Source organism: Streptomyces sp. CB02058 (genome assembly GCF_001905505.1).
Taxonomy (GTDB): domain Bacteria; phylum Actinomycetota; class Actinomycetes; order Streptomycetales; family Streptomycetaceae; genus Streptomyces.
In genome coordinates this window covers 1,030,159-1,056,607 of record NZ_LIPG01000001.1, presented here as the reverse complement: position 1 = coordinate 1,056,607, position 26,449 = coordinate 1,030,159, and the positions used below count along the sequence as shown (strand labels likewise).

Below are 26,449 nucleotides of genomic sequence, written 5' to 3'. Positions count from 1 at the left end.
GGGCCACGCTAAGCGCTGCCGGGCGCGGCGAGGAGCTTCGCCTCGGTCCGCGCGTCGAGACCGACGGCCGGGCGGTCGGGCCGCAGCGGGGCCGTGCCTCCTCTCCCGGACAGCCAGGCCCAGGTGTCGGCGACGGTCTCGCCGACGGGTCTGCACCGGAGGCCGGCGGCGTGCGCCTTGGTGGCGTCGCCGCGGTGCAGGGTGTCGTGGAGCTCCCCGGCGGGCAGCCAGACCGGCAGGTCCGTCCAGGGCTCGACGCCTGCCGCGAGGAGCGCCTCGGGGTCCGTCCAGCGCAGCCGCGCCCGGGCGCCGGTGACCCGGACGCAGGTGTCCAGGAGCTCGCCCATGGTGGTGTGTCCCGGGTGGCTCACCGTGTTGTACGCCCCGCCGAGTCCGCTCGCCGCGGCGTCCAGCAGCCAGTCGGCGAGGTCCCGTGCGTCGATGTACTGGAGTCCGGCACCGGGCGGTCCCGGCGCGATCACGTCACCGCCCCGCGCGATCCGTGTCAGCCACCAGGGCAGGCGGCCGATGTTCTCCCCCGGGCCGAGGATCAGCCCGGGCCGGGCCAGCAGTGCCCGGTCCCCGAAGGCGTCCTGGACCGCCAGCTCCCCGCCTCGCTTGGCCTGGGCGTACGGGACGTCGGGGCCGTCGTCCGGGGAGGCCCCGGCCACCAGCGGCCCGTCCTCCGCGAGCCCCGCCGCGGCCGGGTACGCGTGCACGGACCGGCTGGAGACATAGCTGAAGTGCCCCGCCCTGCCCGACAGCAGCCGGGCGGCGTCCCGCACGGCCGAGGGCGCGCCGCTCCAGGTGTCGACGACCAGGTCCCAGGTGCCCTCGGCCAGCGCGGCGAGGCCCGCCCCGCCTTCCGTCCGGTCACCGGTGAGCGTGCGCGCCCCGGCGGGTGGTGCGTGACGGCCGCGGTGGAACACCGTGACCTGCCATCCCCTGCCGAGTGCGGCCTCGGTGACGGCGCGCCCGACGAATTCCGTGCCACCCAGCATCAAGAGCTTCATGCGGTGAGCGTGCCCCGCGCCGCGCGCGGGGGAAACGGGAACTCGCCCTCGGCAGAACGGGGAACTCCCGGCCCGGGGCCCTTCAGGCGTGTTCGAGCGGGAAGGCTCCCCGGTGCCCCGTGCCCGCGCCGTGCGCGGGGCGCGGTTCGAACTCCCGGCAGCTCCATATCTCCTGGACGAACCCGGTGCGCCGGTCCCACAGCCCGGCGACGTCCTCGCCGCCCGCCACGTCGCGGTAGGCGTCCTTCGCACCGCGGAAGCAGGCGAGCCCGCCCGAGAGCCCGCGGACCGGAGCCGGGAAGTAGTCGGAGAAGGCGCAGGCGATGCATGTCTGCAGATGCATGTCCGGCGGCAGGATCCGCTGGACCGTGGCCAGCGCGGCGGCGAAGTCGCCCTCGGCGCGGTTGGACTCGTAGACCGCGCCGTCCAGATGGAGCGCGAGATACAGGTCCGGGTCGGCCCTGCGCAGCGACAGCAGGCACCCGAGCGTGGCCTGGCGGACCGTGCCGGACACGAGGACCGGGAGCGGGAGGTCCCACTCCAGCACACAGTCGCCGAGCACACCGTCCACCAGGTCGAACACCCCGTCCTGGACCTGTGCGCCGGCCACCGGGCCGAGCGCGTCGAAGCTCTCGCCCTCGAAGTCCGTGCCCCGGACGCGGATACGGAGCTGCTGCCCGTCCGTGGTGAAAACGACGGCCGCGGAACCATGACGGTCCCGGTACCAGCCTGCCCACGACTCATCTGTCATGAGCAGGGACTGTAGCCCGTGCCCCCGCCCCTTCCCGGCGGCACCCTCCCCTTTGTCCGCCCGGTGACTGAATACCGGTCAGCGGGGCTTCGGCTCACGCCACATGGGCCACATGGCCGGGCCCTCCGGCAGATCGACCGTCCGTCCCATGAAGGTGAACCCGAGCCGCTCGTAGAGACCGCGGCTGCGCTCGCTGCTCGCCTCCAGATAGACGGGGGTCCCCTCCCTGTCGCACTGCTCGAGGACCCCTCTCATCAGCTCCTCGCCGAGGCCCTCCCCCTGGCGTTCGGGACGGACACCGATCATCAACAGGTAGGCGTGCGCGCGGTCGTGGGGATGGACGGCACCGGTCAGTCTGCCCACCAGCTCCGCCCGTTCGTTGTCGGGGTCGGCGGTCTCCCTCATGAGCGCGGGGGTGTCGTCCTCCTCCTCCGGTTCGCCGGCGGGCACCGAGAGCCAGAGCGCGGCGGCGACGCCGTCCTCCAGCAGGTCGATACGGCCCTCCTCCAGCGCGACGTCGGCGAAGACACCGAGGAACCTGCCGTGCACCGCCCGCCGGTGGTCCTCGTCCGGGAACACCCAGCTGCTCACCGGATCATCGTGGAACGCCTCTTCCAGAATCCCTACGACCTGGCCCCTGTCCCGCTCGTCCGCCTGCCGTATCCGTACGCCCATGACCGGTCCCGCCCCCATCGATTCCCTGGTTCTGACCCAACTGACGCAGGGAATCCTAGAGTTGTGCGCCGGGGCCGGTCACGGGCGCCCACGGTCAGTGCGTCCTGCGGGTGACGAACTCCGCCAGGGCCAGCAGATCTCCGGCAGCGGACGTGCCGGGCACCGCGACGGACAGATGGTGGACCGCTCGGGCCATCCGGTCGGCGGCGGCGGTCTGCGCCCAGTCCCGTCCGCCGGCCCGGTCGACCGCGTCGGCGGCCCTCCTCACCTCTTCCTGGGTGTTCATGGCGCCTCTGTAGAGCGCCGCAAGCTCGTCCGAGGCCGGGGTGCCCGAGGTGAGCGCCGCGACCACCGGAAGAGACTTCTTGTGGGCGGTCAGATCCGCCCCGGCCGGCTTCCCCGTGCGGTCGGTGTCCCCCCAGATGCCGATCAGATCGTCGATGAGCTGGAAGGCGAGGCCCGCCTCCCGGCCGAAGCCGTCCATGGCCCGCACCACCCGCTCCTCCGCCCCGGCGTAGAGGGCGCCCATGGCGCAGGCACAGCCGAGCAGGGCGCCCGTCTTGGCCATCGCCATGGCCTGGCACTCGTCCAGCGTGACGTCCTCCGGGCCACGCTCCTCCAGGGCGCAGTCGGCCTGCTGTCCCGCGCAGAGCTCGACGATGCAGGTGGCGAGCCGCACGGAGGCCTGCACGGAGGCGGGGTCCGGGTCGTCCGCCAGCAACCGCAGCGCCAGTGCGAGCATGGCGTCGCCCGTGATGACGGCGTCCGGCACACCGAACACCGCCCAGGCCGTGGGCCGGTGGCGACGGGTGGTGTCCTCGTCGATGACGTCGTCGTGGAGCAGGGTGAAGTTGTGCGCGAGCTCGACGGCGACGGCCGCCCTCATCGCGGCCTCCGGGTCGCCGCCCAGCGCACGGACGGCGGACAGCACGAGTGCGGGTCTGATGGCCTTGCCGGCCTGGCCGGACGCGGGTGTCCCGTCGGCGTTCTGCCATCCGAAGTGGTACATGGCGACCCGGCGGATCGCCCCGGGCAGGGATTCGACGGCTGCTCTGAGATGGGGGTCGACGGCACTGCGGGTGTGCTCCAGGAGCACGGCGGCCTTGCGCCCCTCCATCGCGGCATCCGTACTGGTCATGGTCACGGTCACTCCTTCCGGGCGCCTCGGGGCACCTTGGTCGCGGCCTCGGCCTGCCAGGGCCCGGGCGGACACCGCCCGGGCCCCGGGGAGCGTCACCGCCAGCGGCTCACCTCCACGTTCTCCAGGACGCCGAGGGCATCGGGCACCAGGATCGCGGCGGAGTAGTACGCCGTGACGAGGTAGGAGATGATCGCCTGCTCGTCGATGCCCATGAAGCGGACCGAGAGGCTCGGCTCGATCTCGTCCGGGATTCCGCTCTGCTGGAGTCCGATGACTCCCTGGTTCTCCTCACCGGTCCTCATGCAGATGATCGACGTGGTGCGGGCGTCGGTGACCGGGATCTTGTTGCACGGGAAGATCGGCACCCCGCGCCACGCGGACACATGCTGTCCGCCGACCTCGACGGTCTCCGGCACGAGGCCGCGCTTGTTGCACTCGCGGCCGAAGGCGGCGATGGCCCGGGGATGTGCGAGGAAGAGTTTCGATCCGCGCCGCCTCGACAGGAGTTCGTCCATGTCGTCGGGGCCGGGCGCTCCGTCGTGCGGCTGGAGCCGCTGTCCGTAGTCGCAGTTGTTGAGGAGTCCGAACTCCCTGTTGTTGATGAGCTCGTGCTCCTGGCGCTCACGCAGCGCCTCGACCGTGAGCCGCAACTGCTGCTCGGTCTGGTTCATCGGCTGGTTGTAGAGGTCGGCCACCCTGCTGTGGACCTTCAGCACGGTCTGGGCGACGCTCAGTTCGTACTCGCGTGGCGCCGCGTCGTAGTCCACGAAGGTGTGCGGGACGACGGCCTCCCCCACATGCCCGGCGGAGAGGTCGATCTCCGCCTCGCCGTAGCGGTTGGTGCGCTGGTGCGGGATGGCGAGCAGCCCGGCGAGGTGGTCGCGGAGCGAGTCCGCGCGGGCGGCGAGATTGAGCACGTCCGACCGGCGCAGGGTCAGCAGCGTGCAGGCGGTCACCGCGCGGGCCGTGTACTCCCAGGTCGCGTCCCCGTCGACCAGGACGTGGTCGCCGAAGTAGGCGCCGTCCGCGAGGACTCCGAGCACCGTCTCGTCGCCGTACGGGCCGGAGCCGATCTTCTCGATCTTGCCGTGGGCCAGCAGATGGACGCGGTCCGCCGCGTCGCCCGCGGCGGCGAGGACCTCGCCCGCCTCGACATCACGCTGTTCGCACCTGCGCGCCAGCTCGGCCAGCACGTCCTCGTCCCCGAAGTCGCGCAGGGCGGGAAGCTCGCCGAGCTCGGCGGGGATGACCGTGACCCGGTCGCCCGTCTGGACGAACGTCACCCTGCCGTCTCCGACCGAGTAGCTCAGCCGGCGGTTCACCCTGTACGTGCCGCCCTGCACCTGCACCCACGGCAGCGTGCGCAGCAGCCACCGGGAGGTGATCTCCTGCATCTGCGGGGCGGACTTGGTGGTCGTCGCGAGGTTCCGCGCAGCCGCTGTGCCGAGACTCTGCTGCGGCGGCGGCTGCGTGTCGCGAACCTCTTCACCAACGGACATCCGACATCCTCTCGATCATGAGCTGACCTGCGAGAAGAAGCCTTCCAGCCGGAGGACGCCGTGCGCTATTACACAAAAGAGTGTGACTAATCGGGCTTGGGCGGGGCACATTGCCCGCACCCGGCCGCGGACATGTCGGGCGGACGGGCGCCGTCGTACGGACCGCGGGAGAGCCGGAACCGGGCCCCCGGACCTAGGACCCCGGTCCGCCGCGGCTGGGGCTTCCGACCGTTACGCCGCCGAGGCCCGGCCGCCTAGCGTTCCCGGCATGGATACGACCGGCACACTCGACGCGAAGACGACCGGAACACCCGGCACGGACACGGCCCGAGCATCCGGAACGGACGCGTCCGGCACGCCCCGCACCACAGCGGCCGGCGCGGACACGGACCGAGCACGCGGCGCGGACACGACCGGCACCCTCGACGAAGCCCTCCAGCGCCTGCACACCTCCGGCCCCGAGCGGCTCGGCAGGCTCACCAACCACGCGCCCATGGCCGTGGAGGCGCTCGCAGCCAACGGACAGGCGCGCTCGGTGCACCGCTGGCTCGATGTGTACGCCTCCAGGCTGGAGGAGTTCCCCCCGGCCGTGAAGCCGGTCACGGACCTCGACTGGCATGACGCACTGGGCGATCCGCGCCGCGCCGCCGACTGGATCGGCTACTTCGGCCGGGAGATCGCCGAGCGCCCCTGGCGCGACGTGCTCGCCCAGTGGTGGCCCCGGCTCCTGCCCGGCATGTACGGGGGATCGACGCACCCCGCGATCCGCGTCGGCCACGCGGTGCGCACCCTGCTGGCCGGCGAGAGCACCGGTCCGAGGCTGGACGAGCTGGCGCACGGCCTCGGTTACTGGGCCGCACGCCACCATCCCGTCACCGGCCTGGCCCCCGTCGCGGGCGCCGACAGCGCCGCCGGGGCCCTCGACGCCGTACGGCCCATCGCCGAGCGGGAGGGCGGGTTCCCCACCCGGCTCGGGCGCGTGACGAGCCTGCCGGTGTGGGCCGCCTCCGTCACCGACCCGGACGAGGCGCACCGCCGGCTCACGGAGCTGGTGCGGGCGGCCACCCACCGGTACGCCACCCACGGGCACGGCCAGGAGACGATGATGGTGCACGCCGCGACGGCCCCCAACGCCGTCCTGCGCACCCTCCCCGCACTCCCCCGCGCCCTGTGGGTGCCGAGCCTCCGGGCGGCCTGGACCGCGTCCGCCGCGGTCACCGCCATGTACGCGCCCGACGCGGCGGTGGTCCACGTCCCGCCGGTCTCCCTCACGCCCGAGGAGGTCTTCGAACAGGCCCTGGCGCACGGCGACGAGCACGTCATCAAGCTGACCGACACGGCGCTCGACGTCGGCGACGAGCAGGCGCTCGCGGCGGCTCTGCGGGCCGTCGAACTCAGCGAGCCCCTGCGTTAGCGCGGCCGGACGGACGGCGGCGCCCCGACGCGCGACGGCCTTGCCCGGGCCGGGGTCAGCCGGACAGCGGCGCCCCCGACGCGACGACCTTGCCCGGGTTGAGGATGCCGTACGGGTCCAGGGCGGCCTTGACCGCGCGCTGCATGGCGAGGTTGACCGTGCCCACCTCGCGGTTCATGCCGCCCATCTTCAGCAGGCCCACACCGTGTTCACCGGTGACGGTCCCGCCGAAGGAGATCGCCGCGTCGAGGATGTCCTCGAAGGCGAGCTGGGCGCGTGCCCGGGCCGCCTCGTCGCCGGGCTCGGTGATGATGAGGGGGTGGAGGTTGCCGTCGCCTGCATGGGCGATGTTGGCGATGCGTACGTCGTGCTCGCGGGCGATCTCCTCGACGCGCGCCAGCATCCGGGGCACCAGGGCCCGCGGTACGACGACGTCCTCGGTGAGCACCGGGCCGAGCCGCTCCAGCGCCGGGTAGGCGAGCCGCCGGGCCTGGAACAGGGCGTCGGCCTCCGCCTGGTCGGTGGACACCTCGGCCCAGGCGGCGCCCGCCGCCGCGAAACAGGCCCTGATCGCCTCCGCCTCGGCGTCCCCGGCGGCCCCCGGGGTGTCCACACGGCCCAGCAGGATCGCGTCCGCGTCGGCCGACAGCCCCATGTTCTTCCAGTCGTCGACGGCCTTCAGGCAGTGCCGGTCCAGGAGTTCGAGCGCTGAGGGCACGATGCCCGCCCCGGTCACCCTGCTCACCGCGTCGCCGGCCGCCACCACCGAGTCGAAGAAGCCCGCCACCGTGCGCTCGGCGGGCCGCGCGCCACGCAGCTTCACGGTGATCTCGGTGATCACGCCGAGGGTGCCCTCGGAGCCGACCAGCAGCCCGCACAGGTCGTACCCGGCGACGCCCTTCGCGGTCTGCCGCCCCACCCGCACGACCTCGCCGAGGCCGTTGACCGCTTCGAGCCCGAGTACGTAGTCCCGGGTCACGCCGTACTTGACGCAGCACATGCCGCCCGCGTTGGTGGCGGCGTTGCCGCCGATGGTGGACCACGGGGAGCTGGCGGGGTCCGGCGGGTACCAGAGGCCCTGTTCGGCGCACGCGGCGCGCAGGTCGTCGTTGACGACGCCCGGCTGGACGACGGCGAGCCGTTCCACCGGGTCGATGCGCAGGATCCGGTTCATGTCCTCGAAGGAGAGGACGACCGCGCCGTCCACCGAGTTGGCCCCGCCCGACAGCCCCGTGCCCGCGCCGCGCGGCACCACGGGGATGCGGTGCTCGACGCAGTACGCGACGACGGCCCGCACCTCGTCCGTGTCCTGGGGCCGCACGACGGCGAGCGGCCGTCCGGCCGGGGCCCACTCCGCCTCGTCGTGTGCGTAACGGCCCAGGCTGTCCGGGTCGGTGATGACCTTGCTCGCCGGTATCCCGTCGGCTGCGTTCGGCTTCGGCACGGCCGCTGACCACCTTTCTCGCACTCGCGCACCCCGCATCCTCCGCGGAGCCGCACCCGTCCATCATGACGCCCTCGGTGCGGCGGCGGATGGGCGGTCTAAGTTGCATCCCTGATGCAACTTATCTATTCTGCCGCCATGCGGCTGACGCGATTCACCGATGTGGCGCTGCGGGTGCTGATGCGCCTCACCGTCACGACAGAGGGCGAGGACCCGCCGACCACCCGCGAGGTGGCGGACACCATGCAGGTGCCGTACACCCACGCGGCCAAGGTCGTCGCACGCCTCCAGCACCTCGGCCTCGTCGACGCGCGCCGCGGCCGCGGCGGGGGGCTCTCCCTCACCACCGCCGGGCGGTCGGCGTCGATCGGCGCCCTGGTCAGGCAGCTGGAAGGGCCGGGCGAGGTCGTCGAGTGCGAGGGCAGCACGCCGTGCCCCCTGCGCTCGGCCTGCCGACTCCGCTCCGCGCTGCGCCAGGCCGAAGAGGCCTTCTACGCCTCCCTCGACCCGCTGACGGTCGGCGATCTCACCGCATCCCCCACCGGCCCGCTGCTGCTCGGCATCAGCCGCAGCCGCCCCGCGCCCGTCTGATCCCCCCTCACTCCACTCGTGCGCTCCCGACACCGCACGGGCGGCGTCACGCCACACAAAAATAGGCATCTCACTTACCAATTAACCGGGCGACCGTCGCACGGCGCCTCCGGACAGAGGAGTCAACGCATGCTCTCCGAGACCTCGACCGTCACCGTCCGAGCCACGCTCCCCGCCGTCGGCGCGGCCATCGGGGACATCGCGGACCTCTTCTACCGCAAGCTCTTCGAGGCCCACCCGGAGCTGCTCCGGGATCTGTTCAACCGGGGCAACCAGGCGTCCGGCTCCCAGCGCCAGGCGCTCGCCGGGTCCATAGCCGCCTTCGCCACACAGCTCGTCGAACACCCCGGCACCCGGCCCGACGTGATGCTGGGCCGGATCGCCAACAAGCACGCCTCCCTGGGCATCACCGCCCCCCAGTACGAGATCGTGCACACCCACCTCTTCGCCGCCATCGCCGAGGTGCTCGGCGACGCGGTCACCCCCGAGGTCGCCGCGGCCTGGGACGAGGTCTACTGGCTGATGGCCAACGCCCTGATCGCGATCGAGGAACGGCTCTACGCGCAGCAGGGCGTGGTGGCGGGCGACGTGTGGCGTGAGTGGACGGTCGTCTCCCGCAGCGAGGAGACGGCCGACGTGGCCACCTTCCGGATCACCCCGTCCGACGGCGCGCCGGCGCCCGCGTTCCGGCCGGGCCAGTACGTCTCCGTGCAGGTCGAACTCCCCGACGGCGCGCACCAGATACGCCAGTACAGCCTCATCGGCGCGCCCGGTGCAGATCTGCGGTCCTTCTCGGTGAAGCGGGTCCGCGACGGGAGCGGACCCGAGGGCGAGGTCTCGGCGCACCTGCACGCGCGGCTGCGCGCCGGTGACCGGCTCCGCGTCTCGGCACCGTACGGCGACCTGGTGCTCGACGGCTCCGACGCCCCGCTGCTCCTCGCGTCCGCCGGCATCGGCTGCACCCCGATCCTGTCGATGCTGGAGCACCTGGCGGCCGAGGGACACCGTTCGCCCGTCACCGTCGTGCACGGCGACCGGTCGCCCGCCGACCACGCCCTGCGCACCGAGCACACGGCACTGACGGCCGGACTTCCCGACGCCTCCGCGCACTTCTGGTACGAGCACCCGGAGCCCGGAAGCAACGGCGAGCGGACGGGCACGGTGGACCTGAGCGGCCTTCCCGTCGCCCCGGGTACGCACGCCTACCTCTGCGGGCCGTTGCCGTTCATGCGCGCCGTCCGCTCCCAGCTGCTCACCAAGGGGGTCGCCGCCGCCGACATCCACTACGAGGTGTTCGGCCCCGACCTGTGGCTCGCCCAGGACTGACCACCGCGGACTCCCCGTTGCTCGCGGACTGTCCGGATCGGCTCGCACAAAGCCCGGCGCACATCCGAACAGGTTTGCCGGAGCCCGTCGTTCCGGTAGAAGCGCTGTACGGACACGCTCCCCGAGCACCGAAGGAGTCGGCCATGTCCTCACCCATGTCCGCGAGCAACTTCCTCAAGGCCCTGAAGGACGAAGGTCTCACCGTCGTCCAGGTGGGCGACTGGCGTACGCACAACCGCAACCACCAGGGCCCCTGGGGACCCGTGCACGGGGTGATGCTCCATCACACCGTCACCCGGGGCACGGCCCGCACGGTCGAGATCTGCCGTGACGGCCACGCGGGGCTTCCGGGCCCGCTCTGCCACGGCGTGATCGCCAAGGACGGCCGGGTGCATCTGGTCGGCTACGGCCGCACCAACCACGCGGGCCTCGGCGACGACGACGTCCTGCGCGCCGTCGTCGCCCAGAAGCGCCTGCCGACGGACAACGAGTCCAACACCGACGGCAACCGGCACTTCTACGGCTTCGAGTGCGAGAACCTCGGCGACGGCGACGACCCCTGGCCGGCGGTGCAGCTCGAAGCCATCGAGAAGGCGGCGGCGGCCGTCTGCCGCTTCCACGGCTGGGACGCCCCCTCGGTCGTCGGGCACCGCGAGTGGCAGCCGGGGAAGGTCGACCCGCGCGGCTTCTCGATGAGGGGGATGCGCAACCGGATCCACGACCGGCTCAAGTAGGACGCTCCCGGGGCCCCGCGCGCCCCGGGAGCGGCCTCGGGGGCCGCCGACCGCAGAGACCCCGGGCGGCCCACAATGAAGGCATGCCCGACGAACCGCTCGACCTCTCCCCGCTGCGGCCGGCGCTCCCCTCGCCCCTGCGGCCGGCCGAGGACGAGCGCTTCGCCCGGTACGGGGTGACGCTGCTGCTGAAGCGCGACGATCTGATCCACCCCGACCTGCCGGGCAACAAGTGGCGCAAGCTCGCGCCCAATCTGCGGGACGCCGGCGGGCGCACCGTGCTGACCTTCGGCGGGGCCTACTCCAACCACCTCCGGGCCACGGCCGCCGCCGGGCGGCTGCTGGGCTTCCCCACCGTCGGTGTCGTACGGGGCGACGAGCTGGCCCGCCGTCCGCTGAACCCCTCGCTGGCGCAGTGCGCCGCCGACGGCATGCGGCTGCACTTCGTGGACCGCACGACGTACCGCGCGAAGGCCGCTCCGGAGGTCCTGGAGGGCCTGCTGAGCCTCTTCGGTCCGTGCGTGGTCATCCCGGAAGGGGGCAGCAACGCGCTCGCCGCACAGGGCTGCACAGAGCTCGGCCGGGAACTCCGCGGGCGGACCGGGACGGTCGCGGTGGCCTGCGGGACCGGCGGTACCCTGGCGGGCCTCGCCGCCGGACTCGGACCCGGTCAGCGCGCCCTGGGCATCCCCGTCCTGCGCGGCGGCTTCCTCGGGGACGCGGTGCGCACCCTGCAGCGGGAGGCCTTCGGGTCCCCGGCCGGGCGGTGGGCCCTGGACGAGCGCTTCCACTTCGGCGGGTACGCCCGGACGACCCCCGAGCTGGAGGCCTTCGCCGAGGACTTCGAGGACCGGCACGGGCTGCCCGTCGAGCGCGTCTACGTGGCGAAACTCCTGTACGGGCTGACCGTGCTCGCCGGGGAGGGCGCCTTCGCGCCGGGCTCCACGGTCACCGCGGTCGTCACCGGCAGCCCCTGGGACGGCCGGGCGCCCGGTCACGCGCCGTCCGACTCCCGGTAGGCGGCCGCCTCCTCCAGATCCAGCCTGCGCAGCAGGGCGCGCAGCATCTCGTCGTCGATCTGCCGCGCGTCCCTGAGGCGTACGAAGACCTCGCGCTCGGCGGCGATCATCTCCCTGGCCAGCCGCCGGTAGGTGTCGTCCGCCGACTCCCCCGAGACCGGGTTGGCCGCGCCGAGCCGTTCCCACACGGCGTTGCGGCGCCGCTCCATGACGGTGCGCAGCCGCTGGGTGAGCGGGTCGGGCAGCGCGTTGCGCGGGTCTTCCATCAGGGCCGCGAGCCGGGCGTCCGCGGCCTCGGAGGCCTCGCTCTGCGCCTGGGCCTCGGCCAGCGTCTCCGCGCGCTCGCTGCGGCGGGGAAGCTTCAGCACGCGCACCAGGAGCGGCAGGGTGAGTCCCTGGACGACCAGGGTCCCGATGACGGTGGTGAACGTCAGGAACAGCACGAGGTTGCGCGCGGGGAAGTCCTCGCCGTCGTGGGTGACCAGAGGGATGGAGAAGGCGATGGCGAGCGAGACGACGCCCCGCATACCGGCCCAGCTGACGATCAGGGGCGAGCTCCGGGCGAGGGGGGCCTCACGCTCCCTGATGCGCCTGGACAGCCACAGCGGCAGATAGCTCGCCGGGTACACCCAGACGAAGCGCACGACGACCACGGCGATGAACACGAGGACCGCGTAGCCCAGGGCCTCGGCCACGCCGTAGGAACCCAGTCCCTTGAGCACGAAGGGCAGCTGCAGCCCGATGAGCGCGAAGACCGCGGACTCCAGGATGAAGGCGACCATCTTCCAGACGGCCGCCTCCTGGAGCCGCGTCGCGAAGTCGACCTGCCAGGAGCGGTGGCCCAGGTAGAGCGCCACGACGACGACGGCGAGCACACCGGAGGCGTGGACCCGCTCGGCGGCCGCGTACGCCACGAACGGGATCAGCAGCGACAGGGTGTTCTGGAGCAGCGCCTCCTTGAGGTGCGTGCGCAGCCAGTGCAGCGGCACCATCAGCAGCAGGCCCACGCCGACGCCCCCGACGGAGGCCAGCAGGAACTCGCCGACCCCCTCGCCCCAGCTCATGCCCTCGCCGACGGCCGCGGCGAGCGCGACCTTGAAGGCGGTGATCGCGGTGGCGTCGTTCACCAGGGACTCGCCCTGGAGGATCGTGGTGACCCGGGCGGGCAGTCCGACCCTGCGGGCGATCGCCGCGGCCGTGACGGCGTCCGGCGGGGCGACGACGGCACCGAGCACCAGCGCGGCGGTCAGCGGCAGGTCGGGGACGAGCAGATAGGCCAGCCACCCCACGGCGAAGGTCGCGAAGAGCACGTACCCCACGGAGAGCAGCGCGACCGGCCGCAGATTTGCCCGCAGGTCGAGGTACGAGCTGTCGACCGCGGCGGTGTACAGCAGGGGCGGCAGCAGCAGGGGCAGCACGACGTGCGCGTCCAGCGTGTAGTCCGGCACCCCCGGCAGATACGCGGCGAGCAGGCCCGCGGCGACCAGCAGCAGCGGCGCCGGCACCGGCGTCCTGCGGGCGGCCCCCGCGACCGCGGCACTGACCGCGACGAGTGCCACCAGCGGCAATGCGTCCATCTCACCGTCCCCGCATCCGACGTAACGTGGCCATCATGAGTGAGTGCCTCCACGTTGACGAACTGCCGCGCCCCGAGCCCGCCCCGCTCAGCGACACCTGCCTGGAGTGCCGGGCGGCCGGGACGCATCCCGTACAGCTGCGGCTCTGCCTCGTCTGCGGCCATGTCGGCTGCTGCGATTCCTCGCCGCTGAAACACGCGACCGCGCACCACGAGGAGACCGGCCATCCGGTGATGCGCAGCTTCGAATGCGCGGAGAGCTGGCGCTGGTGCTTCGAGGACGGTTCGATCGTCTGACGTCTGGGTACGTCAAACCGGCGCCGGTTCTTCGCAATTGACCGCCGCAGACCTCTAGCCACTGTGTGTACTCATATGCCTACCATGAGTAACGACGGGGTTGGAGTCTCGGCGACACGGCATCATGGGGCGCGATAGCGTCGCCGAACCACAGAACCGACGACGGACCGCACGGCCCCGGGCACTCGTCCCGGAGCCTCGAACGAGTTTGTGCCACCTTGGAGGTGAGGGTGTCCCAGATCGCAGGCGAGCCCGGGAACCAGGACTTCGTAGAGGTCCGGCTGCCCGCTGCGGGTGCCTACCTGTCGGTGCTGCGTACGGCCACGGCCGGTCTCGCAGCGCGCTTGGACTTCACTCTCGACGAGATCGAGGATCTCCGTATCGCGGTCGACGAGGCCTGCGCGATCCTGCTCCAGCAGGCCGTGCCGGGCTCCATCCTCAGCTGCGTCTTCCGCCTCGTCGGGGACTCCCTCGACGTGACGGTCTCGGCCCCCACCACGGACGGCCGCGCCCCCGAGCGCGACACCTTCGCCTGGACGGTGCTCTCCGCGCTGGCCGGCAAGGTCGAGTCCACGGTCGCCGACGACCGTACGGTCAGCATCAGCCTCTACAAACAGCGCGGCGCGGGACCCGGGCCGGCGTGAGCGACGGGAACGGGGACGGTCCTGTGCGGGACGAGACGATCCGGTCCGAGGCGGTGCGCCCCGCCGCCCTGCCGGAACAGCAGGCCCGGCCGCATCCTGAGGTCGGGGCGGACGGCGCGGACGGAGAGCAGGACGGTCCGGTCGCGGGGGAGCAGTCGCAGGCGGAGCGGGCGGGCCAGATGAGCGAGCACAGGCAGCACGATCCACACGACCGGAGCGGGGCGCGGGCGCTCTTCGTCGAGCTGCGGGAGCTTCCCGACGGCTCGCCCGAGAAGGCCGAGCTGCGCAACCGGCTGGTGCGGATGCATCTTCCGCTCGTGGAGCACCTGGCCCGCCGCTTCCGCAATCGCGGCGAGCCGCTGGACGACCTCACCCAGGTCGCCACGATCGGCCTGATCAAGTCGGTGGACCGGTTCGACCCGGACCGCGGCGTCGAGTTCTCGACGTACGCGACCCCCACGGTCGTCGGCGAGATCAAGCGCCACTTCCGGGACAAGGGGTGGGCGGTGCGGGTTCCGCGCCGTCTCCAGGAGCTGCGGCTGTCGCTGACCACGGCAACCGCCGAACTCTCCCAGCAGCACGGCCGCTCGCCGACGGTGCACGAGCTGGCGGAGCGTCTGGGCATCTCCGAGGAGGAGGTCCTGGAGGGGCTGGAATCGGCCAATGCCTACAGCACGCTCTCCCTGGACGTGCCGGACACGGACGACGAGTCGCCCGCGGTGGCGGACACCCTGGGCTCCGAGGACGAGGCCCTGGAGGGCGTCGAGTACCGGGAGTCCCTCAAGCCGCTCCTGGAGGACCTCCCGCCGCGCGAGAAGCGGATCCTGCTGCTGCGCTTCTTCGGCAACATGACCCAGTCGCAGATCGCGCAGGAGGTCGGCATCTCCCAGATGCACGTCTCCCGGCTCCTCGCCCGCACGCTGGCACAGCTGCGCGAGCGGCTGCTCGTCGAGGAGTAGCCGAGGACGGGGGCGCGGCGCCGGGCCGGCCGGCCGCGGCGCGCCCTCCGGTCCGCGTCAGGCGTCCGGGGTCGTCCGCGGCCCGCGGATGCCCAGCTCCTTCGTGGTGGCCGGGTTCAGCAGCAGCACGAGGGCCGTGACGGCGACCGCGGCGAGCACGATGCCGGCGGGGATCATGGCGCCCTGCGCCCTCAGCAGCGTCCAGGCCACCGGCATCGCCATCAGCTGGGTGATGAGCGCGGGGCCGCGGCTCCAGCTGCGCCGCAGCAGCAGCCCGCGGGCGGCGAACAGCGGGATCAGGCCGAGCGCCACCAGGGTGAGCCCTCCCATCTCCGCCTGCTGGATGCTGTCGGGCCTGCCGAGCAGCCCGACGGCCAGCATGTAGATCCCGCCGACGGCGAGCGCCGCGCCTTCGAGCGCGGTGAGTGCGGCCAGGGCGGCGATCCTGCCCGGCTTCCCGACGCCGGCCGAGGGCGACGGGGAGGGCGTGTTCTGCTGAGTGCTCACGCCATTCAGACTGGCATCCCGGGCCACCGAAAGCGAAGCCGGGGCCGGAGCCGGACCGGAACCCCATGACCGGAGCCGGAACCGGGACCGCGCCCGGAGCCGGGACCGAGCCCGAAGCCCGAACCGGAGCCGGGACCGGGCCCGGAGCCGAAGGCGGGCCGAGCCCGGAACCACCGCCCATGACCGGAGCCGGGACGCCCACCGGCCGACCCGCACCGCGACGGAGTCGCCGACCGGCCTACGTCACTCTCCGTACACGCACCCGCACCCCATGGATCAGGACTTCAGGGCGGTACCGCGCGGTAGGTACTCTGGCGGACATGCGCGCACTCCTCGTGGTCAACCCAGCTGCCACCACTACCAGTGCGCGGACACGCGACGTGCTGATCCACGCGCTGGCGAGCGAGATGAAGATCGAGGCCGTCTCCACGGAGTACCGCGGGCACGCCCGCGACCTGGCACGCCGGGCCGCCGACTCCGACGAGATCGACCTGGTGGTCGCGCTCGGCGGTGACGGCACGGTGAACGAGGTGGTCAACGGGCTGCTGCACCGTGGCCCCGACCCGGAGAACCTGCCGAGCCTGGCCGTGGTCCCCGGCGGATCGACCAATGTCTTCGCCAGGGCCCTGGGCATCCCCAACGACGCCGTGGAGGCGACCGGCGCCATCCTGGACGCCCTCGCCGACCGCAGCGAGCGCACCGTGGGCCTCGGCCTCGCGAGCGGCACGCCGGGCACACGGGACGAGGCCGTCCCGGAACGCTGGTTCACTTTCTGCGCCGGGCTCGGATTCGACGCCGGCGTGCTCGGCCGGGTCGAACAGAAGCGGGAGCGCGGCAAGCGTTCGACCCATCCGCTGTACGTGCGCCAGGTGGTCCGGCAGTTCATGGAGGAGCCACACCGGCGCAACGGCCTGATCACGCTGGACGTGCCCGGCCAGGAGCCCGTCACGGACCTCGCGCTCTCCATAATCTGCAACACCGCGCCCTGGACCTACCTGGGGAATCGTCCGATGTACGCCGCTCCCAAGGCCTCCTTCGACACCGGCCTGGACGTCCTCGGACTGAAGCGTCTGACGACCGCCGCGGTGGCCCGGTACGCCACTCAGCTGCTCACTTCGAGCCCGGAGAAGGGCCCGCACGGCAAGCACGCCGTCTCCTTGCACGACCTCACCGACTTCACCTTGCATTCAAAGGCGCCGCTGCCCTTCCAGATGGACGGCGACCACCTGGGACTGCGTACGAGCGTGACGTTCACAGGCGTACGCCGTGCACTGCGTGTGATTGTGTGAGTGGAAGGGGCCAAAGTCCTTTGACTCGAACGTTTGGGCTGGCCCCCACCCCTTAGAAGTACGGCTGTGACCTAGTCGACACCGAGGAATCAAAAAAAACTTTCCAGAAGGGGTTGTATCCGCCGCCGAGGTTTGCGAATCTCTACATGGCGATCGGGACGGCCCGCAACATCGGCCTCCACTGAGAGCCAGAACCCCTCCTCACCACAACAGGACCACAACCAGTTCATCTGGGCGTCGGACCTTCGTCTGCGGGGGGATTCGTGAAAGCGTTCACATTCACAAGCACCAGCATGTAATACCAAGGAGAGGTAGCAGCCATGGACTGGCGTCACAACGCCGTTTGTCGTGAGGAAGACCCCGAGCTGTTCTTCCCCATCGGCAACACCGGTCCTGCGCTGCTGCAGATCGAGGAAGCCAAGGCCGTCTGCCGTCGCTGCCCCGTCATGGAGCAGTGCCTGCAGTGGGCGCTCGAGTCCGGTCAGGACTCCGGCGTCTGGGGTGGCCTCAGCGAGGACGAGCGCCGCGCAATGAAGCGCCGTGCCGCTCGCAACCGGGCGCGTAACGCCAGCGCCTGACCGACGCCCCCCGCACGACGAGCCTCAGCCCGGCGGCGCGTACAGAGCGTACGCACAGCCCCGCCTTCGAGTCGCAGCGCGCAGTACCCCCGAAGCGCATCGCACCGTGAGCACCACGCAGTGGGCCCGGACCGTTACCACGGTCCGGGCCCACTGCTGTGTCCGCCGAGCGGTGCTCCGCTACTTCTCGTTCCGGGCGGGGGCGTTCCGGACGGGGATGTCGAGCACGACCTGTGTGCCGCGCACCGGCGCGGGGACCATGCCGAAGGTGCCGCCGAGTTCGCCCTCGACCAGCGTCCGCACGATCTGGAGTCCCAGATTGCCGGCCTTCTGAGGATCGAAGCCCTCGGGCAGGCCCCGCCCGTCGTCCGTCACGGTGATCAGCAGCCGGCCGTCGGCCGATGAGCCGCCGCGCACGGCGGACACCTCCACCGTGCCCTGCTCGGCGACGGTGAACGCGTGCTCCAGCGCGTTCTGGAGCACCTCGGTGAGCACCATCGAGAGCGGAGTGGCCACTTCCGCGTCGAGGATGCCGAAGCGCCCCGTGCGGCGGCAGGTGACCTTCCCGGGCGAGATCTCGGCGACCATCGCGATCACCCGGTCGGCGATCTCGTCGAACTCGACCCGCTCGTCCAGATTCTGGGACAGCGTCTCATGCACGATGGCGATCGAACCGACGCGCCGTACCGCCTCGTTGAGCGCCTCGCGGCCCCGCTCCGAGTCCATCCTGCGCGCCTGGAGACGCAACAGGGCGGCCACCGTCTGGAGGTTGTTCTTCACCCGGTGGTGGATCTCCCGGATGGTGGCGTCCTTCGTGATCAATTCCCGCTCGCGGCGCCGCAGTTCCGTGACGTCGCGGAGCAGGACCAGGGAGCCGATGCGGACGCCCTTGGGCTTGAGCGGGATCGCCCGCAGCTGGATGACTCCACCCGCTCCTTCGACCTCGAACTCCCTGGGCGCGTATCCGCTCGCCACCTTGACCAGGGCTTCGTCCACCGGGCCGCGCGAGGGCGCGAGTTCGGCGGTCGTGGCGCCGAGGTTGTGGCCGACGAGGTCCGACGCCAGGCCGAGCCGGTGGTAGGCGGAGAGGCCGTTGGGGCTGGCGTACTGCACGATGCCGTCGGCGTCGAGCCTGATCAGCCCGTCGCCGACCCGCGGCGAGACATCCATGTCGACCTGCTGACCGGGGAACGGGAAGGTCCCGGCGGCGATCATCTGGGCCAGGTCGGAGGCGGACTGGAGGTAGGTGAGCTCCAGCCTGGACGGCGTGCGCACGGTGAGCAGGTTGGTGTTGCGGCCGATGACCCCGAGGACCCGGCCCTCCCTGCGTACGGGGATCGACTCGACCCGGACGGGCACCTCCTCACGCCACTCCGGATCGCCCTCGCGCACGATGCGGCCCTCGTCGAGGGCCGCGTCCAGCAGCGGGCGGCGGCCACGCGGCACGAGGTGGCCGACCATGTCGTCCTGATAGGAGGTGGGGCCGGTGTTGGGCCGCATCTGCGCCACGGACACATAGCGGGTCCCGTCGCGGGTGGGCACCCACAGGACGAGGTCGGCGAAGGAGAGATCGGAGAGCAGCTGCCACTCCGAGACCAGCAGATGGAGCCACTCGAGGTCGGTGTCACTGAGGGCTGTGTGCTGGCGGACCAGATCGTTCATGGAGGGCACATGTGCGAGCGTACCCGCGGAAACGAAGAGGTTCCGAACCGATCGGCCCTCCGATGCGTGACACTGTGGGAGGGGCGCACCTCGACAGGAAATTCCGCGCCCATGGATGGACACGGGCTATTGGTCTAGTCCACAATGCACCGTGTAGGGACGTCACACTCAGGAGACGTCCCGTACACGACAGACCTCCGTTCTCCCCGCACAGGAGAACGGACCGGGGTACCCGGCGCTCTCTGCCCTGACTGCGCCGGTGCCTCACATGGCCGGAGGCACCGCACACCGCCGGCCAGGAAACTCCGGGCTGCGGTGCCGGACGGGCTGAGGGTCCCGTCCCGGCGCCGCGGCCCGCGGGTGTTTCCGGGGGTCCCGCGAGGCCCTCCGAGGGGCTTGCGCCCCCGCGGACGTGATCGTCCGCCGACAGGGCGACAACCAGCGACCCGTATACGGACGGTTCACCTTCGGGCCGCCCCGTTCTGCTAGATTGGGCGCCTAGATTGGTCTATACCACCCGCCACTCTTCAGATCGGCAGGCACAGCGTGGAAGTTGTCATCGTCCCGGACGCCTCGGCAGGCGGAGAACTCATCGCGGAGGCCATCGCGGCCCTGCTGAGCCGCAAGCCCGACGCCCTGCTCGGCGTTGCCACCGGCTCGACCCCGCTGCCCATCTACCAGGCCCTCGCGGCGAAGGTCCGTTCCGGCGCCGTGGACGCGTCGGACGCCCGCATCTGCCAGCTCGACGAGTACGTGGGGCTGCCCGCCGGCCACCCCGAGTCCTACCGCTCCGTCGTGCTGCGCGAGGTCGTCGAGCCGCTCGGGCTGTCCGAGAAGTCCTTCATGGGCCCCGACGGCAGCGCCGAGGACGTCCAGGCCGCCTGCGAGGCGTACGACAAGGCGCTCGCCGAGGCGGGCGGAGTGGACCTCCAGCTGCTCGGCATCGGCACCGACGGGCACATCGGCTTCAACGAGCCGTGCTCCTCGCTCGCCTCCCGCACCCGCATCAAGACGCTGACCGAGCAGACCCGGCTCGACAACGCGCGCTTCTTCGACGACGACATCGCGCAGGTGCCCCACCACGTCATCACCCAGGGCATCGGCACGATCCTGGACTCGCGCCACCCGATCCTGCTGGCCACCGGCGAGGGCAAGGCCGAGGCCGTGGCGCGCACGGTCGAGGGCCCGGTGGCCTCCGTCGTCCCCGCCTCGGCGCTCCAGCTGCACCCGCACGCCACGGTCGTGGTCGACGAGGCGGCCGCGTCGAAGCTGAAGCTGGCGGACTACTTCCGCGCCACCTACGCGGCGAAGCCGCAGTGGCAGGGCCTCTGAGCCTCCCCGTACGCGTGAGGGCCGGGTCACCTGTGCGGTGACCCGGCCCTCACGCGTTGCCCGGCCGGTTCAGGACCCGGTGCGCCCCGTGATCACTTCCGCCGCCGCGACGCCGCACACCCGCGCCGCGCCGTACGTCGCGATGTGCCGCGCACCCCGGGGCGGCGCCTCGGGCAGGCCCATCTCGACCACGACCGTGTCGGGGCGGGCCGCCACCAGGGCGTCCACGGCGGCGGCCATCCAGGCGTGCCGGTGGAGGTCGCGGACGACGGCGACGACGCGCCGCTCCCCCGCCGCCCTCAGCACCTCGGCCGCGGGCGCCTCGCTGTCGCTGCCGTAGGTGTCCGTCGTGGTGCCCGGCAGCATCCGGGACAGCTCGGCACCGAGGCCCCAGGGGGTCTCCGCGCCGACCGCGATGTTGGCGACCGGGGTGAAGGCCGCGACGTACGCCGGCTCGGTCAGCGGCTCGGCGGAACCCGTGACCGTGACGGCACGGCGGGCCGCGATCAGCCCGATGCCGGCTCCGGTGCCGGGCGCGGTCCCCTCCTGCGTGTCCGCGCCCGGCTCCGAGGCAGCCCCCCTGGCCCCCCGCGTCCACGACGCGAGGGTCCGTACACGTGCGGCGGCGTCGGCCAGCCGCTCCTCGGGCAGTTCTCCGGTCCGCACCGCCGTCACCAGCGCGTCGCGCAGCCGTAGCACGGTCTCCTCGTCGGCCAGCCCGCCGCCGACGCAGATGGCGTCGGCGCCCGCGGCTATGGCGAGTACGGACCCGCGCTCGATGCCGTACGTGCCGGCGATGGCGTCCATCTCCATGCCGTCGGTGACGATCAGCCCGTCGTAGCCCAGCTCCTCGCGCAGCAGACCGGTGAGGATCTGCGGGCTCAGGGTCGCGGGCCGGGTCGGGTCGAGTGCGGGTAGCAGGATATGTGCACTCATCACTGATTTGGAACCCGCTGCGAGAGCCGCCCGGAAAGGCACCAGCTCACGGGCGTGCAGGGTGTCCAGGTCCACATCGATGCGGGGCAGCGAGAGGTGCGAGTCGACCGCGGTGTCGCCGTGCCCGGGGAAGTGCTTGGTGCACGCGGCGACGCCGGAGGCCTGGAGCCCCTCGACGTACGCGGCGGTGTGCCGGGCGACCAGCGCGGGATCGGCGCCGAAGGAGCGCACTCCGATGACCGGGTTGCCCGCGTTGGAGTTGACGTCGGCGGACGGCGCCCAGTTGAGGTTGACGCCGCACTCGGCCAGCCTGCGGCCGAGCTCCCGGGCGACGGCCCGGGTCAGCTCCACGTCGTCGACGGCGCCGAGCGCGAGGTTGCCGGGGAAGGAGGAGCCGTCGCGGACCTCCAGCCTGGTGACGTCGCCGCCCTCCTCGTCGATCGCGACGAGTACGTCGTCCCGCTCGGCCCGCAGCCGGGCGGTGAGCGCGGAGAGCTGCTCGGGAGAGTCGATGTTGCGGCCGAACAGCCCGACGGAGGCCAGGCCTTCGCCGACCCTGCGCAGGAGCCAGTCGGGGGCGGTCGTGCCGGTGAAGCCGGGCTGGAGGACCGCGAGCGCGTCACGTGTGACGGTGTCCGTGGTGGATACGAGGGTGGTCATGGGGCTGCGTTATCCCTTCACGGCGCCGGAGGTGAGCCCCGTAGCCATCTTCCCCTGGATGATCATGAAGAAGATGACGACCGGGATGGAGATGAGCGTGGACGCCGCCATCAGCGCGCCGTAGTCCGTTCCGCGCTCGGTGGTGAAGGTCATCAGCCACACGTTGAGCGTGTACTTGGAGTTGTCGTTGATCAGGATGTACGCGAACAGGTACTCGTTCCACGCGTTGACCAGCGCGAAGATGGACGCGGCGGCGAGCCCCGGCGCCAGCAGCGGGAAGATGACCCGGCGGAAGGCCCCCATGCGGGTACAGCCGTCCACCATGGCGGACTCCTCGAGCTCCACCGGGATGTTGATCACGAACCCGCGGATCATGATGGTCGCGAAGGGCAGCGTGGAGACGAGGTAGACGACGATGAGTCCCCAGTACTCGTCGATGCCCCCCATCGCGTTGAGCTGGAGGTAGATCGGGATCAGCATCGCGGTCGGCGGAAGCATCTGGACGAGGATCATGATCATCATCAGTGCCTTCCGCCCGAAGAAACGGAAGCGTCCGATGGCGAGCGCCGCGAGCGTCGCGATGATCATGCCACCGAGGACGGCGGTGACCGAGACGATGAGGCTCGACTGGATCGCCGTGGCGAAGTTGTCCTGCTTCACCGCGCGCGCGAAGTTGTCGAAGGTGAGGGACGACGGCCACAGCGTCTGGTCGTAGGACCGGATCTCGTGGTTCGGGCGGAGCGAGCTGACGATCAGCCAGTAGACCGGGAAGGCCATGACACCGGCCGTGACCAGCGCCAGGATGTTGTAGCCGAGGCGGTTCCTCTTGCGGTCGGGCCTCAGGACCTGGGCCGGCGCGTCGGTGGGTGTGGAGGCGCTCATTCGACCTCTCCCGTCTTGATCAGCTGGCGCAGGTAGTAGACGGCGACGCCGGAGAGCATCACGACGGTGATCAGCGCGATCGCACTGCCCTGGCTGAAGGAGGTGGACTCGAACGCCTTGGAGAAGGAGTAGAGGCCGAGGGTCTCGTACTCGGGTTCGGGCTTGTTCCCGCGGAGCAGCCAGATCTGGCCGAACACGTTGAAGTCCCAGATGACCGAGAGCGTGGCGACCATCGTGAACACCGGCTTGATGACCGGCCAGGTCACATAGCGGTACACGCCGAACGCGGTGGCGCCGTCGAGGGAGGCGGCCTCCTCCAGCTCCTTGGGGACCTGGGTGAGCGCGGCGTACATGGTGATCACGACGAACGGGATGGCGCCCCAGACGACCAGGAGCGTGATGATGCCGAATCCCTGCCAGGGGTCCAGGAACCAGTTGTGGCCGAGCCACCGGTCCTCGTTGCCCGTGATGTCCGCGAGCAGGGTGTTGATCAGGCCGTAGTCGGAGTCGGAGAGCCAGCGGAACACCGAGGCGGCCACCATGAGGGGCATGGACCAGGCGGCGATCAGCGCCACGGTGAGGACCAGCCGCACCCAGGTGGAGAGCCTCAGCATCATCAGGGCTATCAGCAGGCCGATGCCCATGGTCAGCACGACGCAGACGGTCATGAAGACGATGGTCCGGCCGACGACCGACCAGAACTCGGGGTCGCCGAGGATGTTGGTGAACTGCTCCAGGCCGACCCATGGCGTCTCGCCGTTGCCCCAGAGAGCCGCCCGCCCCATGTCCTGGAAGGACATGATCACGGTCTTGATCAGCGGGTAGACGTAGACGGCGGCGATGGCGAGGATCGCCGGCAGGATCAGGAAGTAGGGAAGGAGTTCCCCCTTCCTCCGCCGCTTCTTCGGGCCCGGCCCGGCGGCTTCCTGCTCGGAGGGCGGGTTCCCGGTCTTCTCCGGGACACCCGGTACGGGAACCGGTGGACCGGCGGCCTTGGTGTCGGCAGCAGTCACGTGACTGACCTTCCATCGGGATTCCCGGGGTCTCTACCCGGGAATCACGGCGTTCTCAACCTAAGAAAGGGACGGGGGCCCGGTGTTCGCCGGGCCCCCGCCTGGAGAGCCGAAGGCTCGCGACTACTTGTTGATCAGCTCGTTGATCTTGTCGTCGGCCTTCTTGGCGGCGTCGGCCACCGAGGTGCCCTTGAGGATCTCCAGGAGCATGTTCTCCAGGACCTCCTCCTTCTCGATCGAGGTCCAGCCCGGCGCGATCGGCGTGAACCAGGCGTCCGGCACCGCGTTGGCGACGGCGGCCGTCTCAGGCTTCGACTTCAGCGGCTCGAGCTGCTTCTCGTTGTTCGGGAGGATGTTCTTGGAGGCGAGCACCTCCTGCGACTTCTCGCTGGTGAAGAGCGAGACCCACTCCTCGCCCAGGTCGGTGACCTTGGACTTCGCGGTCACCGCGAGGTCCGAGCCGCCGATGAAGGACGGAAGCGCCTTGCCCTCGGGGCCGGGCATTCCGGCGGGCGCGATCTTGCCCTCGAGCTTCGGGTTGCCGTTGTTGGCACCGTCGACGACGGAGCCGGCCTCCCAGCCGTTGCCGTAGATCAGGGCCGCCTTCTCGTTGGCCATGACGTTGGCGTGGTCCTGCTCGTCCTTGGTCTGGTCGGCCTTGTTGTACTTCTTGACCAGGTTGACGAAGTGCTCGATGCCCTTCAGCGACTCGGGGGAGGAGAGGTTGCCCTTCCACTCCTTCGCGCCCTCGTCGTACTCGGCGATGGAGCCGCCGTAGGCCGCCACGTAGGACATGGCCGCGTACCAGTAACGGCCCGGCAGGTAGAGGGACGAGAAGCGCTTGTCCTTCTTCGTGTACTCCGCCGAGACCTTGTCGAGCGCGGCGAGCAGCTCGTCCTCGGTCTCCGGGAGCACGTCGCTGCCGGTGCCCTTCTTGAACATGTCCTTGTTGTAGATCGCGACACGGGCGCCCGCGTAGTAGGGCACGCAGAACTGCTTGCCCTCGAAGGTGCAGGTGTCCTTCAGACCCTTGATCCAGGTGTCCGAGTTGTCGTACTTCTTGGGGTCGATCTCGGCAAGGGCGCCGTTCAGGATGTACTGCATCGTCTCGGTGTTGCCGAGCTCGACGACATCCGGGAACTTGTCGCCGCCGAGGGCCGTGTCGAGCTTCTTGGCCTTGTCCGCCCACTGCTGGTACTGGACGTTGACCTTGACCTTCGGGTACTTCTTCTTGAACTGCGCGTTGACGTCCTTGACCAGTTCCGGCCAGGTGCTCTGCGCGTCGACCATGAGCCAGACCGTCAGGCTCTCGGTGCGGTCCTTCGGGTCCTTCGAGGCGTTTTCATTACTGTCCCCACCACACGCCGCGATTCCGGTCATCATCGCTGCGACGCCTACTGCCGCAATGAGCTTGCGCTTCATGCCACACCCTCCTCAGGGATACCAGCAACCCCCCGCCCACCGCGAAGACGTAAGCCTGGTGCCTGTGGGGCTGGGACCTGGTCTTTAATGGTTTAGACCAGTACCGGGAGCTTGGCCTAGACCTTTAGGGGTGTCAAGGGTGTATAAGAAGTGCACTCGCGTCCGTTATCGGACCGACACCTGAGGGAGGGCGACGACCCGTGACCGGACCGTGCCACCATGTGAGCCGCGACAGACGGAGGAGCCGGTGACGGCAGCAACGCAGCAGTCGGGAAGGCGGGCCATGGGTGCCGACGGGGCCAGCAGTACGAGCGAGACCGGTACGGGTGCGGGTGCGCGTACGGCCCGCGTCCCCAAGTACTACCGGCTCAAGCGCCATCTCCTCGACATGACGGACACCATGCCGCCGGGCACCCCGGTGCCTCCCGAGCGGACCCTGGCCGCCGAGTTCGACACCTCGCGCACCACCGTGCGCCAGGCCCTCCAGGAGCTGGTGGTCGAGGGCCGACTGGAGCGCATCCAGGGCAAGGGCACCTTCGTGGCCAAGCCGAAGGTCTCCCAGGCCCTGCAACTCACCTCGTACACCGAGGACATGCGCGCCCAGGGCCTGGAACCCACCTCCCAGCTGCTGGACATCGGCTACGTCACGGCGGACGACACGCTCGCCGGACTGCTGGACATCACCGCGGGCGGGCGGGTGCTGCGGATCGAGCGGCTCCGGCTCGCCAGCGGGGAGCCGATGGCCATCGAGACCACGCACCTCTCGGCCAAGCGCTTTCCCGCGCTGCGCCGTTCGCTGGTGAAGTACACCTCGCTCTACACCGCTCTGGCCGAGGTGTACGACGTCCGGCTGGCCGAGGCCGAGGAGACCATCGAGACCTCGCTCGCGACCCCGCGCGAGGCGGGGCTGCTCGGCACGGACGTCGGCCTTCCGATGCTCATGCTCTCCCGTCACTCGATCGACGGACACGGCGAACCCGTGGAGTGGGTGCGCTCGGTGTACCGGGGCGACCGCTACAAGTTCGTGGCGCGCCTGAAGCGTCCCACCGACTGAGACCGCCCCGGCCTCCTCGCCCACGATCCCC

At 71.1% G+C, this 26,449-nt stretch carries 25 protein-coding genes; 12 read left to right on the top strand and 13 right to left on the bottom strand.

The window, feature by feature from the left end; genetic code table 11:
- Positions 1–8: 8 nt before the first annotated feature.
- The 5 genes from AMK10_RS04975 to AMK10_RS04955 all read right to left on the bottom strand — a co-directional run bounded on the left by AMK10_RS04975 (position 9) and on the right by AMK10_RS04955 (position 5,079).
- Entirely contained in the window at positions 9–1,013 is a 1,005-nt protein-coding gene (locus tag AMK10_RS04975; protein ID WP_241839473.1) for an NAD-dependent epimerase/dehydratase family protein, read from the bottom strand.
- An 82-nt stretch (positions 1,014–1,095) separates the two neighbouring features.
- The gene (locus tag AMK10_RS04970; RefSeq protein ID WP_073745106.1) at positions 1,096–1,764 is read right to left on the bottom strand and encodes a DUF6304 family protein; all 669 of its coding nucleotides are present in this window, start codon (positions 1,762–1,764) and stop codon (positions 1,096–1,098) included.
- 78 nt (positions 1,765–1,842) lie between these two features.
- Positions 1,843–2,439 (bottom strand): GNAT family N-acetyltransferase, encoded by a 597-nt coding sequence (locus tag AMK10_RS04965; protein WP_073745105.1) that lies wholly within the window; start codon positions 2,437–2,439, stop codon positions 1,843–1,845.
- Positions 2,440–2,533: 94 nt separating this feature from the next.
- On the bottom strand, positions 2,534–3,577 hold the full coding sequence (locus AMK10_RS04960) for a family 2 encapsulin nanocompartment cargo protein polyprenyl transferase (protein ID WP_073745104.1): 1,044 nt from the start codon (positions 3,575–3,577) through the stop codon (positions 2,534–2,536).
- A 95-nt stretch (positions 3,578–3,672) separates the two neighbouring features.
- The gene (locus AMK10_RS04955; protein ID WP_073745103.1) at positions 3,673–5,079 is read right to left on the bottom strand and encodes a family 2B encapsulin nanocompartment shell protein; all 1,407 of its coding nucleotides are present in this window, start codon (positions 5,077–5,079) and stop codon (positions 3,673–3,675) included.
- A gap of 268 nt (positions 5,080–5,347) precedes the next feature.
- On the opposite strand from AMK10_RS04955, the gene AMK10_RS04950 reads away from it, so the two are divergent.
- The gene (locus AMK10_RS04950; protein WP_079180609.1) at positions 5,348–6,493 is read left to right on the top strand and encodes a questin oxidase family protein; all 1,146 of its coding nucleotides are present in this window, start codon (positions 5,348–5,350) and stop codon (positions 6,491–6,493) included.
- Between the two features lie 55 nt (positions 6,494–6,548).
- Here AMK10_RS04950 and AMK10_RS04945 read toward each other — a convergent pair whose 3' ends face one another.
- A complete protein-coding gene (locus AMK10_RS04945; RefSeq protein ID WP_198959624.1) occupies positions 6,549–7,976 on the bottom strand; it encodes an FAD-binding oxidoreductase in 1,428 nt (475 codons plus the stop codon).
- 99 nt (positions 7,977–8,075) lie between these two features.
- Here AMK10_RS04945 and AMK10_RS04940 point away from each other — a divergent pair, with 99 nt between their 5' ends.
- From AMK10_RS04940 to AMK10_RS04925, 4 genes are all read left to right on the top strand, one after another.
- Positions 8,076–8,528 carry an RrF2 family transcriptional regulator gene (locus tag AMK10_RS04940; RefSeq protein ID WP_073745101.1) on the top strand — a complete coding sequence of 151 codons (453 nt, stop codon included), beginning with the start codon at positions 8,076–8,078 and terminating at the stop codon, positions 8,526–8,528.
- A 129-nt stretch (positions 8,529–8,657) separates the two neighbouring features.
- Positions 8,658–9,854, top strand: a complete 1,197-nt coding sequence (locus tag AMK10_RS04935) for a globin domain-containing protein (RefSeq protein ID WP_073745099.1) — start codon at positions 8,658–8,660, stop codon at positions 9,852–9,854.
- A gap of 143 nt (positions 9,855–9,997) precedes the next feature.
- Positions 9,998–10,588 carry a peptidoglycan recognition protein family protein gene (locus AMK10_RS04930; protein WP_198959623.1) on the top strand — a complete coding sequence of 197 codons (591 nt, stop codon included), beginning with the start codon at positions 9,998–10,000 and terminating at the stop codon, positions 10,586–10,588.
- A gap of 83 nt (positions 10,589–10,671) precedes the next feature.
- Positions 10,672–11,607, top strand: a complete 936-nt coding sequence (locus AMK10_RS04925; RefSeq protein ID WP_073745097.1) for a 1-aminocyclopropane-1-carboxylate deaminase/D-cysteine desulfhydrase — start codon at positions 10,672–10,674, stop codon at positions 11,605–11,607.
- On the opposite strand, the gene AMK10_RS04920 is transcribed toward AMK10_RS04925, so the two are convergent.
- A complete protein-coding gene (locus tag AMK10_RS04920; protein WP_073745095.1) occupies positions 11,583–13,184 on the bottom strand; it encodes a Na+/H+ antiporter in 1,602 nt (533 codons plus the stop codon). The two genes, AMK10_RS04925 and AMK10_RS04920, sit on opposite strands and share 25 nt — an antisense overlap.
- A gap of 35 nt (positions 13,185–13,219) precedes the next feature.
- On the opposite strand from AMK10_RS04920, the gene AMK10_RS04915 reads away from it, so the two are divergent.
- From AMK10_RS04915 to AMK10_RS04905, 3 genes are all read left to right on the top strand, one after another.
- Positions 13,220–13,480 (top strand): UBP-type zinc finger domain-containing protein, encoded by a 261-nt coding sequence (locus AMK10_RS04915; protein ID WP_073745093.1) that lies wholly within the window; start codon positions 13,220–13,222, stop codon positions 13,478–13,480.
- A gap of 230 nt (positions 13,481–13,710) precedes the next feature.
- Positions 13,711–14,124 carry an anti-sigma regulatory factor gene (locus AMK10_RS04910; RefSeq protein WP_073745092.1) on the top strand — a complete coding sequence of 138 codons (414 nt, stop codon included), beginning with the start codon at positions 13,711–13,713 and terminating at the stop codon, positions 14,122–14,124.
- Complete coding sequence (locus tag AMK10_RS04905) at positions 14,121–15,083, top strand: RNA polymerase sigma factor SigF (RefSeq protein ID WP_382563541.1); 963 nt, start codon at positions 14,121–14,123, stop codon at positions 15,081–15,083. The genes AMK10_RS04910 and AMK10_RS04905 overlap by 4 nt, the downstream gene beginning before the upstream one ends.
- 57 nt (positions 15,084–15,140) lie before the next feature.
- Here the strand turns inward: AMK10_RS04905 and AMK10_RS04900 are convergent, their stop codons facing one another.
- Positions 15,141–15,590: a hypothetical protein gene (locus tag AMK10_RS04900; RefSeq protein ID WP_198959622.1), complete on the bottom strand. Its 450-nt coding sequence runs from the start codon at positions 15,588–15,590 to the stop codon at positions 15,141–15,143.
- Positions 15,591–15,910: 320 nt separating this feature from the next.
- Here AMK10_RS04900 and AMK10_RS04895 point away from each other — a divergent pair, with 320 nt between their 5' ends.
- Together AMK10_RS04895 and AMK10_RS04890 are read left to right on the top strand one after the other, a co-directional pair.
- Positions 15,911–16,879, top strand: a complete 969-nt coding sequence (locus AMK10_RS04895; protein WP_073745090.1) for a diacylglycerol/lipid kinase family protein — start codon at positions 15,911–15,913, stop codon at positions 16,877–16,879.
- A 320-nt stretch (positions 16,880–17,199) separates the two neighbouring features.
- Positions 17,200–17,457 carry a WhiB family transcriptional regulator gene (locus AMK10_RS04890; RefSeq protein WP_003953983.1) on the top strand — a complete coding sequence of 86 codons (258 nt, stop codon included), beginning with the start codon at positions 17,200–17,202 and terminating at the stop codon, positions 17,455–17,457.
- A 180-nt stretch (positions 17,458–17,637) separates the two neighbouring features.
- Here the strand turns inward: AMK10_RS04890 and AMK10_RS04885 are convergent, their stop codons facing one another.
- On the bottom strand, positions 17,638–19,119 hold the full coding sequence (locus AMK10_RS04885) for a sensor histidine kinase (RefSeq protein WP_073745088.1): 1,482 nt from the start codon (positions 19,117–19,119) through the stop codon (positions 17,638–17,640).
- A gap of 546 nt (positions 19,120–19,665) precedes the next feature.
- Between AMK10_RS04885 and nagB the strand changes: the two genes are divergently transcribed.
- Positions 19,666–20,451 carry a glucosamine-6-phosphate deaminase gene (nagB, locus tag AMK10_RS04880; protein WP_073745087.1) on the top strand — a complete coding sequence of 262 codons (786 nt, stop codon included), beginning with the start codon at positions 19,666–19,668 and terminating at the stop codon, positions 20,449–20,451.
- Between the two features lie 69 nt (positions 20,452–20,520).
- On the opposite strand, the gene AMK10_RS04875 is transcribed toward nagB, so the two are convergent.
- The 4 genes from AMK10_RS04875 to AMK10_RS04860 form a co-directional block, all read right to left on the bottom strand.
- Positions 20,521–22,047 (bottom strand): glycoside hydrolase family 3 protein, encoded by a 1,527-nt coding sequence (locus AMK10_RS04875; protein ID WP_073745085.1) that lies wholly within the window; start codon positions 22,045–22,047, stop codon positions 20,521–20,523.
- 9 nt (positions 22,048–22,056) lie between these two features.
- Positions 22,057–22,929, bottom strand: coding sequence for a carbohydrate ABC transporter permease (locus AMK10_RS04870; RefSeq protein ID WP_073745083.1), 873 nt, complete (start codon positions 22,927–22,929; stop codon positions 22,057–22,059).
- A complete protein-coding gene (locus AMK10_RS04865; protein WP_073745081.1) occupies positions 22,926–23,942 on the bottom strand; it encodes a carbohydrate ABC transporter permease in 1,017 nt (338 codons plus the stop codon). The genes AMK10_RS04870 and AMK10_RS04865 overlap by 4 nt, the downstream gene beginning before the upstream one ends.
- Before the next feature lie 123 nt (positions 23,943–24,065).
- A complete protein-coding gene (locus AMK10_RS04860; RefSeq protein WP_073745079.1) occupies positions 24,066–25,364 on the bottom strand; it encodes a sugar ABC transporter substrate-binding protein in 1,299 nt (432 codons plus the stop codon).
- Between the two features lie 283 nt (positions 25,365–25,647).
- Here AMK10_RS04860 and AMK10_RS04855 point away from each other — a divergent pair, with 283 nt between their 5' ends.
- Positions 25,648–26,418 (top strand): GntR family transcriptional regulator, encoded by a 771-nt coding sequence (locus AMK10_RS04855; protein ID WP_073745077.1) that lies wholly within the window; start codon positions 25,648–25,650, stop codon positions 26,416–26,418.
- Positions 26,419–26,449: the final 31 nt, after the last annotated feature.

Excerpts from the sequence above, each read along its gene's own strand:
- AMK10_RS04975 (WP_241839473.1), bottom strand. The coding sequence starts at position 1,013 with ATGAAGCTCTTGATGCTGGGTGGCACGGAATTCGTCGGGCGCGCCGTC.
- AMK10_RS04970 (WP_073745106.1), bottom strand. The coding sequence starts at position 1,764 with ATGACAGATGAGTCGTGGGCAGGCTGGTACCGGGACCGTCATGGTTCC.
- AMK10_RS04965 (WP_073745105.1), bottom strand. The coding sequence starts at position 2,439 with ATGGGCGTACGGATACGGCAGGCGGACGAGCGGGACAGGGGCCAGGTC.
- AMK10_RS04960 (WP_073745104.1), bottom strand. The coding sequence starts at position 3,577 with ATGACCAGTACGGATGCCGCGATGGAGGGGCGCAAGGCCGCCGTGCTC.
- AMK10_RS04955 (WP_073745103.1), bottom strand. The coding sequence starts at position 5,079 with ATGTCCGTTGGTGAAGAGGTTCGCGACACGCAGCCGCCGCCGCAGCAG.
- AMK10_RS04950 (WP_079180609.1), top strand. The coding sequence starts at position 5,348 with ATGGATACGACCGGCACACTCGACGCGAAGACGACCGGAACACCCGGC.
- AMK10_RS04945 (WP_198959624.1), bottom strand. The coding sequence starts at position 7,976 with ATGCGGGGTGCGCGAGTGCGAGAAAGGTGGTCAGCGGCCGTGCCGAAG.
- AMK10_RS04940 (WP_073745101.1), top strand. The coding sequence starts at position 8,076 with ATGCGGCTGACGCGATTCACCGATGTGGCGCTGCGGGTGCTGATGCGC.
- AMK10_RS04935 (WP_073745099.1), top strand. The coding sequence starts at position 8,658 with ATGCTCTCCGAGACCTCGACCGTCACCGTCCGAGCCACGCTCCCCGCC.
- AMK10_RS04930 (WP_198959623.1), top strand. The coding sequence starts at position 9,998 with ATGTCCTCACCCATGTCCGCGAGCAACTTCCTCAAGGCCCTGAAGGAC.
- AMK10_RS04925 (WP_073745097.1), top strand. The coding sequence starts at position 10,672 with ATGCCCGACGAACCGCTCGACCTCTCCCCGCTGCGGCCGGCGCTCCCC.
- AMK10_RS04920 (WP_073745095.1), bottom strand. The coding sequence starts at position 13,184 with ATGGACGCATTGCCGCTGGTGGCACTCGTCGCGGTCAGTGCCGCGGTC.
- AMK10_RS04915 (WP_073745093.1), top strand. The coding sequence starts at position 13,220 with ATGAGTGAGTGCCTCCACGTTGACGAACTGCCGCGCCCCGAGCCCGCC.
- AMK10_RS04895 (WP_073745090.1), top strand. The coding sequence starts at position 15,911 with ATGCGCGCACTCCTCGTGGTCAACCCAGCTGCCACCACTACCAGTGCG.
- AMK10_RS04890 (WP_003953983.1), top strand. The coding sequence starts at position 17,200 with ATGGACTGGCGTCACAACGCCGTTTGTCGTGAGGAAGACCCCGAGCTG.
- AMK10_RS04885 (WP_073745088.1), bottom strand. The coding sequence starts at position 19,119 with ATGAACGATCTGGTCCGCCAGCACACAGCCCTCAGTGACACCGACCTC.
- AMK10_RS04875 (WP_073745085.1), bottom strand. The coding sequence starts at position 22,047 with ATGACCACCCTCGTATCCACCACGGACACCGTCACACGTGACGCGCTC.
- AMK10_RS04870 (WP_073745083.1), bottom strand. The coding sequence starts at position 22,929 with ATGAGCGCCTCCACACCCACCGACGCGCCGGCCCAGGTCCTGAGGCCC.
- AMK10_RS04860 (WP_073745079.1), bottom strand. The coding sequence starts at position 25,364 with ATGAAGCGCAAGCTCATTGCGGCAGTAGGCGTCGCAGCGATGATGACC.
- AMK10_RS04855 (WP_073745077.1), top strand. The coding sequence starts at position 25,648 with ATGGGTGCCGACGGGGCCAGCAGTACGAGCGAGACCGGTACGGGTGCG.